The 13646-nt window shown below is 69.8% G+C and carries 11 protein-coding genes and 1 riboswitch; of the genes, 7 read left to right on the top strand and 4 right to left on the bottom strand.

What is annotated here, in order from left to right; all coding sequences use genetic code 11:
* Window positions 1-93 precede the first annotated feature (93 nt).
* The 3 genes from ACRX5W_RS01790 to ACRX5W_RS01780 all read right to left on the bottom strand — a co-directional run bounded on the left by ACRX5W_RS01790 (window position 94) and on the right by ACRX5W_RS01780 (window position 2861).
* Complete coding sequence (locus ACRX5W_RS01790) at window positions 94-1089, bottom strand: hypothetical protein (protein WP_436786086.1); 996 nt, start codon at window positions 1087-1089, stop codon at window positions 94-96.
* Window positions 1090-1220: 131 nt separating this feature from the next.
* A complete protein-coding gene (locus ACRX5W_RS01785; RefSeq protein WP_436786085.1) occupies window positions 1221-1970 on the bottom strand; it encodes a GntR family transcriptional regulator in 750 nt (249 codons plus the stop codon).
* 234 nt (window positions 1971-2204) lie between these two features.
* Window positions 2205-2861: a phosphatase PAP2 family protein gene (locus ACRX5W_RS01780; RefSeq protein ID WP_436786084.1), complete on the bottom strand. Its 657-nt coding sequence runs from the start codon at window positions 2859-2861 to the stop codon at window positions 2205-2207.
* 710 nt (window positions 2862-3571) lie between these two features.
* A riboswitch (cyclic di-AMP (ydaO/yuaA leader) is annotated at window positions 3572-3749 on the top strand.
* 3 nt (window positions 3750-3752) lie between these two features.
* Between ACRX5W_RS01780 and ACRX5W_RS01775 the strand changes: the two genes are divergently transcribed.
* From ACRX5W_RS01775 to ACRX5W_RS01755, 5 genes are all read left to right on the top strand, one after another.
* Window positions 3753-4997 (top strand): transglycosylase family protein, encoded by a 1245-nt coding sequence (locus tag ACRX5W_RS01775; RefSeq protein WP_436786083.1) that lies wholly within the window; start codon window positions 3753-3755, stop codon window positions 4995-4997.
* A 327-nt stretch (window positions 4998-5324) separates the two neighbouring features.
* Window positions 5325-5651: a hypothetical protein gene (locus tag ACRX5W_RS01770; RefSeq protein WP_436786751.1), complete on the top strand. Its 327-nt coding sequence runs from the start codon at window positions 5325-5327 to the stop codon at window positions 5649-5651.
* A 350-nt stretch (window positions 5652-6001) separates the two neighbouring features.
* A complete protein-coding gene (locus ACRX5W_RS01765) occupies window positions 6002-7513 on the top strand; it encodes an SCO6880 family protein (protein WP_436786082.1) in 1512 nt (503 codons plus the stop codon).
* A gap of 16 nt (window positions 7514-7529) precedes the next feature.
* On the top strand, window positions 7530-8873 hold the full coding sequence (locus tag ACRX5W_RS01760; protein ID WP_436786750.1) for an ATP-binding protein: 1344 nt from the start codon (window positions 7530-7532) through the stop codon (window positions 8871-8873).
* Between the two features lie 39 nt (window positions 8874-8912).
* Window positions 8913-9329 carry a hypothetical protein gene (locus ACRX5W_RS01755; protein WP_436786081.1) on the top strand — a complete coding sequence of 139 codons (417 nt, stop codon included), beginning with the start codon at window positions 8913-8915 and terminating at the stop codon, window positions 9327-9329.
* A 211-nt stretch (window positions 9330-9540) separates the two neighbouring features.
* Here ACRX5W_RS01755 and ACRX5W_RS01750 read toward each other — a convergent pair whose 3' ends face one another.
* Entirely contained in the window at window positions 9541-11157 is a 1617-nt protein-coding gene (locus tag ACRX5W_RS01750) for a SpoIIE family protein phosphatase (protein WP_436786080.1), read from the bottom strand.
* 448 nt (window positions 11158-11605) lie between these two features.
* Between ACRX5W_RS01750 and ACRX5W_RS01745 the strand changes: the two genes are divergently transcribed.
* Both ACRX5W_RS01745 and ACRX5W_RS01740 read left to right on the top strand, forming a co-directional pair.
* Window positions 11606-12358, top strand: a complete 753-nt coding sequence (locus ACRX5W_RS01745; RefSeq protein ID WP_436786079.1) for a TetR/AcrR family transcriptional regulator — start codon at window positions 11606-11608, stop codon at window positions 12356-12358.
* Between the two features lie 352 nt (window positions 12359-12710).
* Window positions 12711-13643: a LysR family transcriptional regulator gene (locus ACRX5W_RS01740; RefSeq protein WP_436786078.1), complete on the top strand. Its 933-nt coding sequence runs from the start codon at window positions 12711-12713 to the stop codon at window positions 13641-13643.
* Window positions 13644-13646: the final 3 nt, after the last annotated feature.

Genomic DNA, 13646 nt, shown 5'->3' with positions numbered 1-13646 from the left:
GCCGGCGCGTGGTGCCGTGCACACCATGACAAACCGGCCGCAACTTCCCTGCGGTGTGGGGAAGTTGCGGCCGGCATACGGCGGAGTCCGGGGTCAGGGCTTGCGCGTGGCGACAGTCGAAGAGGCCGTCGGAGTTGCCGAACCGGACGAACCTGCCGAACTCGTCTTACCGGTCGGTTTGGCCGAACTCGCCGATCCCTTGGGGCTCGTGGTGGTCGCCCGGCCGGAAGGAGCGGCAGACGTGGCCGCGTTCGCCGGGGGCGTCGCGGTCGGCGAGACGTACAACTCCTCAGGACGCGGCGGCTGCACGTCGACCGGCACGCCGAAGTCGTAGAGCTCCGCCGCGGAGACGACCTTGGCGGTCTGCTTGCCGGCCTTGCCGCCGGCGCCCGCCGATGCGAGGTTGAACTCCTCCTGCACCCTGCGCAGCCGACCCTGTTCGTCGAGGTACACCTCGAACGGAATGGTCCCGCTGGAGAAACTCTTCAACGCCGCCGCCAGCGGCGCACGCAGGTTCTCGGGCGTGGCGTCGTGGGCCTTCTTCAGGTCGAGCGTGCCCTTGTAGTGCCGGACCTGGGTGCCGCCGAAGTCCTTCGTCCCGAGATACGACACGTCGTCGTTGACACCGCGCAGTATCTCGAACGACGTGGTCGGGTCGGTGCTGCCACCGCTCACCAGGTTGCCGTCCGCGAGGCCTTGCATGTCGATCCGCACCCACTTGTCGGGGGGCACGTCAGGGGAGGCGTTCTTCATGTACAGCGCCTCCGGCGTCACGATCTCCTGCAACGGCCCCTTGGCCTCGGCCCCGGAATCCTCGGGCACCTGGACGCTGACGGTGCCGATGCGCTTGCGGTAGTCGAACAACCCCTCGCCGGTGAGCACCACCGTGCGGTCGCCCGACTGCATCGTCATGGTCGTCCTCGTCCGCGAACTGCCCGCCTCGACCGTGGTCGCGGCTGCCGCCTTGACCGCGGCCACGGCCTCGGCCGACTCCGCCCCGCCCGTCGGCCCGGCGTCCTCACCGCCGCCGCAGCCGGTCAGGCCCAGCGCGCCGATGCACGCACCGGACAGCACGATCCGGAACTTCATCCCATGACTCCCATGGTCGCCCTGGCTTCCCCGGTCCCATGGCGGAAAGCCACTTCGGTCGTACGGCCCGCGGGCGGCACGCACGATGTGCGGCACCGCTCAAGGGGCGCAACGAGCGGCAGGGCGCGAAGTCACGGCCGGGAGGGGGGTAATTCCTCCGCGCGGGTCGGCCCGATCGGCTCGGCCCGCGCGATTCCGTCGGGCTCCATCCGGCGCGACCACGTCAGGTGACGCTCCATCAGCCGCGTCACGGCATCGGGATCACGTGCCTCGATCAGATCCAGCAACTCGTGGTGCTCTTCCGCCGGTTGGCCCGCCTCACCGCGCTCCACGACGCCGCGCAACCGGTAAAGCCTTGCCTGGGAGCGCAGTTCCACCACGATGCGGACCAGGCGCAGGTTGCCGGACAGCTCCAACAGGCAGGTGTGAAACCGCTGGTCGGCCGCCACGTACTCCAATGCGTCACCGCGCTTGCCCGCGTCGACGATGTCGTCGGCGAGCCGGCGCAACATCGGCAGCGCGTCGGCGCATCCGTCACGCGCGAGTGCCGCGACGGTCGGGATCTCCAGGAGACTGCGCAACGCGTAGATCTCCTCGGCGTCTTGCGCGGACAGCGCGCGAACACGGAATCCCTTGTTGCGCACGGGTTCCACGAGGCCGTCCTTGGCCAGGTCGAGCAGTGCCTCGCGCACCGGCGTCGCGGACACGCCGAACCGGGTGGCCAATCCGGGGGCCGAGTAGACCACCCCGGGCCGCATCTCCCCGGCGACGAGCGCGGCGCGGATGGCCCGGGCCACCTGCTCGCGCAGACTCAACCGCTCCCCCAGGCGCGCCGCGTCTCCGACAGGGTCGGCTCCGTCCCCAGCGTCCGCCTCGTCCATGCCGCTACCCAAGTCCCTCCGTGACACGGCGTGCCGTACCCGCCGTGGAGGCACCGCACCCCGCGGTCGGCCTGCGCGTGCGGCGCCATCACCAGACCGTACCCAACACCACACGGAATGCGCAGCTTGGCAGCTCGTCGCACGGGCTCCCACCTGCCCGTTCGCCCGCAAACCCGACGAACTCCCGTACGTGTTCCGACATCCCGGAGGCGACGTGACCGGGGTCCGAGGTCGTCAGGACGCGGCCGGACCCGCAACCACCAGCGGTCGCAAGGCAGTCTGCTCGACTCGACGCACCACCGGGAGCAATGCCCGCAGCGCGAGCGGCGACAAGGCGAGCGCGACGAGTGCCCCGAGCGCGAAGCCGCCCAGGACGTCCGTCGGATAGTGGACACCGACATAGAGACGCGCGAACCCCTGCAACACCGCGACGAGCACCGCGATCGCACCCAGTTGACGGTCCACCAGCAAAAGTGCCACGGCGATGGACATCGTCAGCAACGCGTGATCGGACGCGAACGACGGATCGTCCTTACCCTGGACGAGCACGTGGATGTCGGAATGCACGAAAAAGGGGCGCGGGCGGTCGACGAAGCTGCGCAGCGGGATGTTGGCCAACTCGGCGAGGAAAGCGGCGATCGGCGCCCAGACGATGCCGGCCACCGCGACATCGTGGTCGGGGCGCCGGCGGGCGCGGAACCAGGCGATGCCGAGCAGCAGGCCGAGGACGGCGAGCAGGCCGTACTCACCGGTGAACTCCATGAAGCCGTGCGCCCATGTGGTGTCGTCCGCCAAGCCGTTGATGCCCTGGAGGACGTCGACGTCGATGTTGTCGCCGGCGGCCAGGTGCATGGCGGCGTCGGCGGTGGCGGCCGGGGCGTACACGGTCACGCGGGTTACCTCCCGAGGTTTCGTCCCTGAACATCACGCTTGGGTGGTCTCCGCGGTTCCCCCGCGCCTCCCGCTCGTCCCAAGGAGCGTACGCGGTGGGTCACTTCACCCTCGGACCAGGGCTGCGGAGCGTCCTGTCGCGACTACGGTCCGATGCTGCGGCAGGCGGGAGCGACGGGGGGCGGGCCTGCTTCCCCGGTCGTACGCCTCTCGCTTCCTCCGGCTCCGACGGGCCCCATTCCCGGCCCCTGACGCGGCAACGATGCCGAGAACAAAGAGCAGGCCACCGCCCCTTCGGCTATCAACAATTCGGGCAAATCATGGCAAATAGCTTCATCCACCTTGCGAACGAGGGACGAAGCGCCGAGTCGCCTGGCGAACAAAGCCTCAAGTCGGACATAACGGCCAACGATTCTGGAATGTAGTCCAGGTCACACCGGACTGACGCTCGACAACCGTCTACGCACGTAGCGTGAAACTCTTTCACGACCGGTCAGTAACCAGGTACCGATCGTAGGAATTCGGACACCTTCGGCTGCCGAATTGTGACAAGGGGTGACCTTCTCCCCCTCTGCGCGCTGTCGCAAACCTGCCAATCCGATGAGTCGCTTGTGATCACGGGACCCGTCTGCCTAAGTTGCTCCGCGTCGGTCCCCACACCGACCCCTCCGACCGGAACGCCTAGTTCTGCCGCCGGTACGGACGGGACAGCTGAGAAGCAGCCACGGCAGAAGCGGGGGAACCAGGTGAAATGCGCCGGACCGATTTTCGGTCACGGCTTGGGGTGAAGCTGCGCCAAAAACCCTTGGAGACAAGGTTTTTCGGCGCGGCCGGGCAACTCCAGCCCGAATCCGACAGCTCACCTCGCAGGCGTGGGAGAGGAAACGCTTCATGCTGTCCGGAACCGGGCGTCATCGCCGTACCCGACTTGTCACGTCCTCGCGCATCGCCGTCGCCGCCGGTGTCACCGGCGCCGCGATCGTCGCCCCGATCATGGGCGCGACCAGCGCCTCCGCCGCCTCGGTGAGCACCTGGGACAAGGTTGCCGCGTGCGAGAGCACGAACAACTGGTCCATCAACACCGGCAACGGCTTCTACGGTGGCCTGCAGTTCCAGCAGAGCACCTGGGTCGAGTTCGGCGGCCAGAAGTACGCGCCGCGTGCCGACCTCGCCACGAAGGACCAGCAGATCGCGATCGCCGAGAAGGTTCTCGCGGTCCAGGGCCCCGGCGCCTGGCCGGTCTGCTCCGTCAAGGCGGGCCTGACCAAGAACAGCGGCACCCCCGCGATCAACCCCGACGCGTCGTCCTCGCAGGCGACGACCTCGAAGTCGCAGGCGCAGACCACTTCGTCGGCCGGTACCTCGAAGACCGAGGCGAAGACCGAGGCGAAGACCGAGTCCAAGACGACGCAGGCCCCGGCCGCCACGAGCAACGCCAAGTCGGCGTACACCGTCGTCGCGGGTGACACCCTCTTCAAGATCGCCCGCGCCCACGAGGTCAACGGCGGCTGGCAGAAGCTGTACGAGATCAACCGCAGCGTCGTCGGCAGCGACCCGGACGTCATCTTCCCGGGCCAGAAGCTGACCCTGACGGCCGGTCAGAGCACGACCACGACCCCGGCCAAGCCGACGACCTCCTCTTCGTCGTCGTCCACCGGCGCGTCGTCGAACTCCTCCTCGACCGGCACGTCCGCCTCCGGCGGTTCGTCGTCCGCGTCGTCGCAGACGGCGTCCTCGGGCTACGTCCGCCCCGTGCCGGGTGCCCCGAGCGGCAGCTACGGCCGCTCCGGCTCGCTGTGGTCCAACGGCCACACCGGTGAGGACTTCCGCGCCTCCGCCGGCACCTCGGTCAAGGCGATCACCACCGGCACCGTCGTGTCCGCCGGCTGGGCCGGTGCGTACGGCAACGAGGTCGTCATCAAGCACCCGGACGGCAAGTACAGCCAGTACGCACACCTCTCCTCGATCTCCGTGTCGGTCGGCCAGAAGGTCTCCACCGGCCAGCAGATCGGCCTCGTGGGCTCGACCGGCAACTCGACCGGCCCGCACCTGCACTTCGAGATCCGCACCACTCCGAACTACGGCTCGGACATCAACCCGCTGACCTACCTGCGCGCCCACGGCGTCAACATCTGATCCCCACCACGGATCAACCGCAGGAAACAGCGCGACGCGTCAGGCCCCGGACCCACGTGGTCCGGGGCCTGACGCGTTTTCCGGCCAAAATTCCGGACGGATTTCCACCACTCGCAACACGCGGAAAGACGATTCACACCGCATCCGTGCCTGCGTGCGTGCCTTGATTGCCCGGTGCAACCGCCCGTGATACACACAGTGAGAAGATCATCTCGCGGGGGTGGTGGCCCGAACGGTGTCGTCACGTCAGAATAATCACGACGTATGACGCCCCCGCTCCATCCGACGGGGGCACTTCGAGGAGCCCAGTCGGGGGCGGTGAACGGCATGTACCTAGGCGCAGGCGAAGACAGCGGCAATGGCAACGGCAACATTGATGAGATCATCAGTGGCATTGCCCCGGACTGGGGTCCCTTCGGGGCGCTCGGTCAAGAAGCCCGAACCATGGTCCAGGTGGTCATGGCCGTCGCCATCCTCCTCTGCCTGGCCATCGCCATCTGGGGCGCGGCCAAGCAGCGCATAGGGGCGACGGCTCTGCGCGACACGTTCAGTGCGGAGCAGGGCAAGGGCCTGATCATCGCCGGCCTCACCGGTGTGTTCATCATCGGCTCGCTCGGGACACTCTTCACGATCATCTACGGGATGGCGATCTAGCGCCGACTGTTTCCGAATTGCCGACCCGAAGGGGCTCACGTGGCGTACCCGTGCGCGCGTAACTCCCGAGGTGCACCGGGAATTCGGCCCGACTCCCCCGCGCACACCAACCGCGGCGGGGCTTCTCTGGGAGGATCGTCCCGGAGAACGCACCACCGGACCGTGGGTGCGGAAAGGGGGTCGTGCATGATCGGCGAACTGCCGCAATCGCATCGGTCGGTGTCCGCCGACCGTTCCGCGCTGTCCGGACGACGCCGCAGTCCGGTGCCCGCGGACGTCGCCGGAGCAACGCCCGTCCGCGTCGGTCCGGGCCGTTCGCCGTATGCCAGGACCGGGAGCGAGGCCCGAGCATGACGTCACAGCCGATCCACCGACGCCGGACGTTCCTCATCGGCAAGGCGAAGCCGGCCGCCGTCATCGGGAAGAACCGCGAGCCGGGTGAGATCTTCCTGATCATCGCGGGCGGCGCCCTCGGTTTGCTGTGGGGTCTGCTGATTCCGGTGCTGGCGGTCCGGATCATCGGACTGGTGGGATTCCCGCTGATCGCGTTCGCCGCGGTCTATCTGCCCTACCGGGGGCGGACGTTCTACAAGTGGTTCGAGATCAACCGCAGTTACAAGCGCACGCTCAAACGCGGCGCCCGCTACCGCTCGGCGGTCATGGAGGCGGGCACGCGCCTGAACGGTGCCGCGGTCGCGATCGGGACACCGCCCGGGATCGGGCGCCTGACCTGGCTCAGTGTGCCGTTCGGGCCGGACGAGCTCGCGGTGCTGATGCACCTGGAGCGGCGCACGGTCACCGCGGCGATCGAGATCGAGGGCCCCGGCGTGGGCCTGCGCGACTCGGAGGACCAGGAGGCGCTGGTCGAGCGGTTCGGCACCCTGCTCAAGCACGTGGCCAACGGCGACGGCTTCGTGACACGGCTTCAGATCCTGGCGCGCACGATGCCGGCCGACCCCGACGCGCACGCCAAGGACGTCGCGCGGCGCGGCGACCCGTCGGCGCCGCGCTGGGTGAAGGATTCGTACGACCAGCTCCAGTCGATGGTGTCGACATCCAGCGAGCAGCACCGCGCGTACCTGGTCGCCTGCATGCACTACAACCGCGACCTGGCCGCCGAGTCGTCGGTGATGGGCAAGGGCGACCAGGGTCTCGGCGTGGTCATGGCCCGCGAACTCACCGACGTGTGCGCTCGGCTGGCCGAGGCGGACATCCGGGTGCGGCAGCCGATGAACGAGGCGCGGTTGGCGTCGCTCATCCATTCGATGTACGACCCGGAGCACCAGATCGACCAGTTCGACGGCATGCAGGCCCGGTACGCGTGGCCCGCCGAGTTGGACGCGACGCATCCGAACTACCTCCAGGCCAAGACCCGGGAGTCGGAGACGTCCCGCCCGTGGTGCCACGCGACGGCGTGGATCAAGGAGTGGCCGCTGACTCCCGTCGGGGTGAACTTCCTGGCGCCGCTGCTGGTCCACACACCCGACGTGATCCGTACCGTCGCGGTGACGATGGACCTGGAGCCGACCGACATCGCGATCGAGCGCATGCTCACCGAGAAGACGAACGACGACGCCGACGCCGCGCGTGCCGCCAAGATGAACCGCGTGGTCGACCCGCGCGACCTCGCGCACACCGGGCGCGTCGACCAGCGCGGCGAGGATCTGGCGGGCGGCGCGGCGGGGGTCAACCTGGTCGGCTACATCACGGTCTCGTCGCGTGATCCGGAGCAACTGGCCCGCGACAAACGGACGATCCGCGCGTCGGCCGGCAAATGCTTCCTCAAACTGGAGTGGTGCGACCGCGAGCAGCACCGGGCGTTCGTGAACACGCTGCCGTTCGCCACCGGGATCAGGAGGTGACGTCGTGTCCGGAATCATGTCGTTGTTGACCGACGGCTTCGCGAGTTTCCTCTTCGGCAGACACGAGACTCAGCGTCTGCCGGTGCGGACCTCGACGGGTCAGGCGCAGGCGGTGTACCTGCCCACGGCCGCCCCGGGGCTGGGGGATTCGGGCGTGATCATCGGCCGCGAGGTGTACTCGGGCAAGGGCTACGTCTACGACCCGTTCCAGTTGTACGGGCAGCAACTGCCCGCGCCGCATTGGCTGGTGCTGGGCGAGTCGGGCAACGGCAAGTCGGCGTTGGAGAAGACGTACGTTTTGCGCCAGCTCCGGTTCCGCGACCGCCAGGTCGTGGTGCTGGACGCCCAGGGCGAGGACGGTGTCGGCGAGTGGAACCACATCGCCGAGGCCCTGGGCATCAAGCCGGTCCGCCTCGACCCGACGGACCTCGGATCCGACGGGGTGCGTCTGAATCCGCTGGACCCGGCGATCGCCTCGACGGGCCAACTGGCGCTGCTGCGCACGATCATCGAGGTGGCGATGGGCCGCCCGCTGGAGGAGCGTGCGGGGTATGCGCTCAAGGCGGCGCACGTGCACGTCATGCGGACGGTGAAGGACCGCCAGCCGATACTCCCGGACATCGTCGAGGCGCTGCGCAACCCGAGCAAGGTCGCGGCGGATCTGCTCAGTCTGGATCTCGCCGACGTGCGCATCTGGGGCCTCGATGTCGCGCTCGTCCTCGACCGTTTGGTGGACGGCGACCTGAAGAACATGTTCGAGGGGCCGACGACGACGGGCATCGACCTCGACGCGCCGCTGATCATCTTCGACCTGTCGCACATCGACCGGAACTCGATCGCGATGCCGATCCTGATGGCGATCGTCGGCGTGTGGCTGGAGCACACGTGGATCCGCCCGGACCGGGTCAAGCGCATCTTCCTGGTCGAGGAGGCGTGGCACATCATCAACAGCCCGTTCGTCGCGCAGCTGTTCCAGCGGTTGCTGAAGTTCGGGCGCCGTCTGGGCCTTTCGTTCGTCGCGGTGGTGCACCACTTGTCGGACGTCGTCGACGGCGCGGCGGCGAAGGAGGCCGCGGCGATCCTGAAGATGGCGTCGACGCGGACGATCTACATGCAGAAGGCGGAGGAGGCGCGCGCGACCGGGAAGGTGTTGGGTCTGCCGCGCTGGGCGGTGGAGATCATCCCGACGCTCACGCCCGGCATCGCGGTCTGGGACGTCAACGGCAATGTGCAGGTGGTCAAACACCTCATCACCGACACGGAGCGCCCGATGGTCTACACCGACCGCGCGATGACCGAGGACGCCGTCGAGGAACGCGTGCGCGCGGAAGCCGCGCTGGCGGGCGACCCGGCGGCGTGACGGGTGCACGGCCCGCGACACGACCCACGGGGAGGTGGCATGGCGGACACTCCGCCGCGCGCGCCGCAGCGAGGCATTCCCGACGGTGCGCTGATCGGTGTGCTGGTCCTGCTGATCGGTGCGACCGGAGCGCTGTGGCTGTCGACCGGGCTGGCGGGCCTGGTGTCGCACCAGGAGTGGCCGGAAGGCGTCCGGTTCTCCGATTCGGGCACCGCGATCCGCGAACTCACGGCGGAACCGGGCGACATACCCGCCGCGTGGCCGAAGACACCGCCCGAGGCTCTGCCTCCGGCCTCGACGTTCTGGTGGGTGTTCGGGGGCGTCATCGCGCTGGTGGTGTGCCTGGCGGGGCTCGCGTTGTGGGCCTGGCTGAATCTGACGCTGCGTCAAGTGCGGCGCGGGGAGGGGCGCGTGGAGTCGGCGCAGCCCACCGAACCGCCGGAGAAGACGATCTGAGGCCCGGAATCCACACCTTCGGGTGAATAGCGTGCAGAAAGCGGAATCGCCCGTTCTCGCGCAGGGAAGACTGTTCCCATCGTGGCCGAGTCGGCCGCCGCGTGGCCGACAGGTCACCCGCCGGTCGACTCGACCCACCAATCCCTTGCCCCAGCACCGGGTTTCGGCCTGCGCGGCGTCTTGCCGACGGTGGCGGAACAGTGCCGGGTGATCACAGCCGGAACTCGCACCACACCGTCTTGCCGGACCCCGTCAGGCGCGAGCCCCACGCGTCGGCGATGGTGGCGACGATCGCCACGCCGCGGCCGTTCTCGTCGTCGGCCGCCGCGCGGCGGCGCCTGGGGACGTGGTCGTCGGCATCGGCGACCTCGACGATCAACCGCCGGTCGGTACGCCGCAGGCGCAGCCGTACCGGCGCCGCTCCGTGGGTGAGAGCGTTCGCGACGAACTCGCTCACCGCCAGCGCGCCCGACTCGCGCAACTCCTCGCCGACCTGCCAGCTCGCCAGCACTCCGGACGTGAACGCACGGGCTCGCGAGGCGACTTCGTTGCCGCCGAGCAGGTCGAGCGAGGCCGTGCGGAACAGTCGCGCGGCCCGGCCCTCGTGCCGGGGCAGGTGCACGACAAGCAGCGCCACGTCGTCGTCGTGTTCGACGGGGAGGTGCATGTGTTCGATGAGCCGGTCGCGGACCGCGTCCGGCGCCCCGACGGCCGCCGCCAGCGCGCCGGCGAGGTGGTCGATGCCCTGGTCGAGGTCTTCGCCACGCCGTTCGACCAGGCCGTCGGTGTAGAACGCCACGGTCGACCCCGGCTCCAGCGGCGCGCTGCGCGAGACGTGCGGCCAGTTTCCGCCGGTGGTGCCCAGCGGGGGGCCGAGGGCGTCGTCCAGCCGGTGCACATGCCCCTCGGGGTCGCGCACGAGTGGGGGCAGGTGCCCCGCGGTCGAATAGGTCAGGACGGCGTCGCTCGGGTCGTAGACCGCGTAGACACAGGTGGCGATCTGCGTCGCGTCGATCTCCATGGCCAGCCCGTCGAGGAGTTGCAGCACTTCGTGGGGCGGCAGGTCGAGGCGGGCGTACGCGCGTACCGCCGTGCGGAGTTGGCCCATCACCGCGGCGGCGCGCACGCCGCGGCCCATGACGTCGCCGATGACCACGGCGGTGCGCCCGGCGCCCAGCGTGATGACGTCGTACCAGTCGCCGCCGACCGCCGCGTCCGCGCCGCCGGGCAGGTAACGGGCGGAGACCCGCAGGTCGTCCGGGTTCTCCAGATTCTGCGGCAGCAGACTGCGCTGGAGCGTGACGGCGGCCTGGCGGTGCCGTCGTTCGCTCTCGCGCAGGCGGTCGGTGGCCTGCACCTGGTCGGTGACGTCGACCGCGAACACCAGGACGCCGCGCACCGCGCGCCCGCCGTCGGTGCCTTCCGTGCGCACCGGCGTGCAGACGAATGTGTAGTAGCCGTGCCGGCGTTCGCTGTCCGGCATGCCCGGGTAGGCGGTCGCGCGGTGGTCGACACGGCGGGCCCGCACCGTGCGGCTCTGGCCGGCCCGGTAGACCTGGTCCATCAGTGTGAGGAGTCCGTGGTCGACGAATTCGGGCAGGATGTCGCGGGCCGGGACGCCGAGCCTGCGAGGCCCGAAGACCTCGCGGTAGGCCTCGTTGACGTACGCGAGTTCGTGGTTCGGCCCCCGGGTGACCGCGACCAGCGCAGGCGCGTGCGCGAGCACCTCCCGCATCGTGAAGGTGTCGGTGCGGTCCTGCATCCGCGCCGCGGGCACGGATCTCCGCCGGTCACCGGACAGCCGGGCGCCCCACCGAGTGATGTTCAACCGCCTGCTTCCCTGATGAGTTCTTCACACTAGGTGCCGTGAGGTTTACCACTAGTGACCTCACCAGTGTGGGCGAAACTCGACCCCAGGGGAATCGGGACGGGTCGGCCGACCCCCCGTTCGGGGGACCGATCGATACCGGTCCGCGACATCCGGCGGCACATTCGTGACGCCGGTCACAGATCGACGGGCCCGCTCACCGCGTCTGTGGGGGCTTGTCCACGCAGTGTCGACGCCGCCGCGCGGAACGACCCCAATCGCTGACGGAGCGTCAACACCGCACACTTCCTCCACAACCGTTATGTCGGATTCCGGTTCTGGCCTGACGGCAGGTCGGGTACGCTCGGCGAACTGGCAATGACTGAGCGGTCCGACACGGGGACACGGGGACACGAACACTTGCCTTCGGGGGAAGCAAATGGGCGCTTCACGCACGTATTCGAACGATGTGACACGGGAACGCGACATCACGGGGAGGTCCGCCGGCGCCGCCGCTGTGATCCCCTCCGCTCGCCGACCAGGACGACGCCGAACCGCGGTCGCCGCGCCGCCTGCGGCGGACCCGGAATCCACGACTCAACTCCGCACCGACGCACGCCGCAATCTCGAACAGGTGCTGCGCGCCGCGCGCGAGGTGTTCGGCGAGCTGGGCTACGACGCCCCCATGGAGGAGATCGCGCGCCGCGCGGGCGTCGGCGTCGGCACCATCTACCGACGGTTCTCCGGCAAGGAGTCGCTGGTCCAGCGCATCATGATCGCTGAGACAGCGCGGCTCACCGTCGAGGCGGAAGGGGCGCTCGCGGAGGAGCCGGACGCGTGGGCCGCCCTCAACCGCTACCTGCGCCGCGCGGTCGCCTCCGGGGCCGGCCGCCTGTTCCCGGCGCTCAGCGGACGTGTCCCGGTCACCGAGGAGATGCGGTCCGGCCGCGCGGCACTCAACGACGCGGTGTGCCTTCTCGTCGACCGGGCGAAGGACGAGGGCTACCTCCGCGAGGACGTGTCGGACGCCGACATCTCCCTGCTGCTGTCGTGCCTGCTGCCGCCGCCGGGGCTGCCCAAGGCCCAGCGCCTCACCGTCGCCGCGCGCTATCTGGAGGTAGTCCTCGACGGACTGCGCGCCGAGCGGTGCTCGCCGCTGCCCGGCGAGCCCTTCACCCAGGACGAGCTGGACACGCTGTTCCTGCGCGGAAGCGCGCGCTAGCTCGCCGGCGGGGAAGGGTTTGCCAGGCCCGGTTCCCCGCCACATGCGCTGCGCCCTGCCCGGTGACGCCGGGTCGGGCGGACCGAATCGCAGGCGGACGGGCGCCCGAGCGGCCGATCGGCGAGGCTTCGCCTCGTCGGTGGTCCGCTCGGCGCCTCCCCTCACGCAAACATCTGATCAGCACGGGCGGATCGCGGGAGGTCGCCCGGCCTGCGCGGTGCGGCCGCGGCAGCCGTCGCGGGGCCGCCCCGGTCGGCCTGCCCGCACTCGGGGGGCGGCCGGCGGGCGGCCGTTTTAGGATCGCCGGCATGGAGGAACCACGCGGTGTGCCCGGGCGTAACAGGGTTCTCGGATGAACTTCACCCTGGTGCAACTGCGTTACTTCGTCGCCGCCGCGCGGCACCGCAGCATGACCGGGGCATCGCGGGAGCTCATGGTCTCGCAGTCGGCGATCTCCGCGGCAATCGCGCACCTGGAGCGCGAGTTCGGCGTCCAACTGCTCGTACGGCACCACGCCAAAGGGCTGTCGCTGACCGCGTCGGGTGAGCGCTTCCTCGGTGAGGCGCGCGGCCTGTTGAGCCATGCGGACGAGATGGCCGCGTCCGCCAAGGCCTTCGGCGGCGCGTTGCGCGGTCGGCTCACCCTGGGCTGTGCGGACGCCATCGCGCCGTTCCATCTGCCGCCACTGCTCGCCGAGTTCGCCACCCGGTGCCCCGAGGTGGAGGTCGGGCTCTCCGACGGGCGGGACGACGCCGATCTGCGCGAGGACCTGCTGGAAGGCGCCTGCGAGCTCGCACTCATGCACGATCTGGGGGACGGCGATGCGCTCGAAGGGGAGCTGTTGGCGCAGATCCCGCCGCACGTCGTCGTCGCGCCGGGGCACGGGCTCGCCGGCGAGAAGGCCGTGCCGCTGCGGGCGTTCGCGGACGACCCGATGATCGTGCTCGACCTGCCCCACCACCGGGAGTACACGGCCTCGCTGGTGCGGCGCGCCGCGATCAACCCGCCCGTACGCTTCCGCTCCCGCAGCCCCGAGCTGGTCCGCGCCCTCGTCGCCGCAGGCCAGGGCTTCGCGATCCTCGGTCGGCGGCCCGCAACGGACACGACGTACGACGGCGGGCGCGTCGTGCCGCTGGACCTCACCGACGATCTGCCGCCCCTGCCGCTGCTGCTCGCGCACGCCCGAGGCATCCGCCCCACCCGCAGGGCCGCCGCGTTCGCGGCGGTGTGCCGCGACCGCTTTCTACGCCCGGGGCCACAGGTGCCGCAGGTGCCGCAGGACTGACGC

This window comes from Yinghuangia sp. YIM S10712, from assembly GCF_051388935.1.
In the GTDB taxonomy this organism is placed as follows: Bacteria; Actinomycetota; Actinomycetes; order Streptomycetales; family Streptomycetaceae; genus Yinghuangia.
Note: the sequence above shows the minus strand (reverse complement) of the source record. Positions and strands in the feature narration are given on the sequence as shown.